The 1,278-nt window shown below is 61.6% G+C and carries 1 protein-coding gene; it reads right to left on the reverse strand.

Annotation, left to right across the window (positions count from 1 at the left end):
* A partial coding sequence (ffh, locus tag OQK_RS05855; RefSeq protein WP_038861119.1) for a signal recognition particle protein occupies nt 1-1,253 on the reverse strand: 1,253 nt, incomplete at its 3' end.
* Nucleotides 1,254-1,278 lie beyond the last annotated feature (25 nt).

Genomic DNA, 1,278 nt, shown 5'->3' on the forward strand with positions numbered 1-1,278 from the left:
CGGCCGATGTCCTGCACCTGCGTGCCGGAACCCATGGCGATCCGACGCTTGCGCGAACCGCTGATCAGCTCAGGGTCGCGGCGCTCGGCCGGAGTCATGGAATTGATGATGGCTTCCATCTGCTTGAACTGCTTCTCTGCGGCGTTCTGGGCATTGCCCATCTGCGACAGGTTGACGCCGCCGATGCTCGGCAGTTTGTCCATGAGGCCGCCGAGGCCGCCCATATTCTTCATCTGTTGCAGCTGATCGCGGAAGTCTTCGAGGTCGAAGCCCTTGCCCTTTTTCAGCTTCTTGGCCAGTTTGTCGGCCTTGTCCTTGTCCAGCGTCGCTTCGGCCTGCTCGATCAGGCTGAGCACGTCGCCCATGCCGAGGATCCGCGAGGCGATACGCTCAGGGTGGAACGGATCGAGCGCTTCGCTCTTCTCGCCCATACCGATGAACTTGATCGGCTTGCCGGTGATGGCGCGCACCGACAGCGCGGCACCGCCACGGGCGTCGCCGTCGACCTTGGTCAGGATCACACCGGTCAGCGGCAGCGCATCGCCGAAGGCCTTGGCCGTGTTGGCGGCGTCCTGACCGGTCATGGCGTCGACCACGAACAGGGTTTCAACCGGGTTGATCGCAGCGTGCAGCGCCTTGATCTCGCCCATCATCTCTTCGTCGATGTGCAGACGACCGGCGGTGTCGACGATGACCACGTCGATGAATTTCAGTTTGGCTTCTTTAATAGCCGCATTGGCGATGTCGACCGGCTTCTGGCTCAGGTCGGACGGGAAGAACGTCACGCCGATGTCGTTGGCCAGGGTTTCCAGCTGCTTGATCGCGGCCGGACGGTAAATGTCCGCAGACACGACCATGACCGACTTCTTCTTGCGCTCTTTAAGGAAGCGCGCCAGTTTGCCGGCGGTGGTGGTTTTACCCGCGCCCTGCAGACCGGCCATCAGAATCACGGCTGGCGGAACGGCACTCAGGTTGAGGTCTTCGTTGGCCGCGCCCATCAGGCTTTCGAGTTCGGCCTGGACGATCTTCACGAATGCCTGGCCCGGCGTCAGGCTGCGCGACACCTCGGTGCCGACAGCGCGCTCCTTGACCGAATTGACGAAGTCCTTGACCACCGGCAATGCGACGTCAGCTTCGAGCAACGCCATGCGCACTTCACGCAGGGTGTCTTTGATATTGTCCTCGGTCAGCTTGGCCTTGCCGGTGACATGGCGCAGCGTCTGCGAGAGACGGTCGGTTAAGTTTTCAAACATTGCGCGATCCTTTCAGGCCCTGTAC

It is taken from the genome of Pseudomonas sp. R62, assembly GCF_000257605.1.
Taxonomy (GTDB): Bacteria; Pseudomonadota; Gammaproteobacteria; order Pseudomonadales; family Pseudomonadaceae; genus Aquipseudomonas; species Aquipseudomonas atacamensis.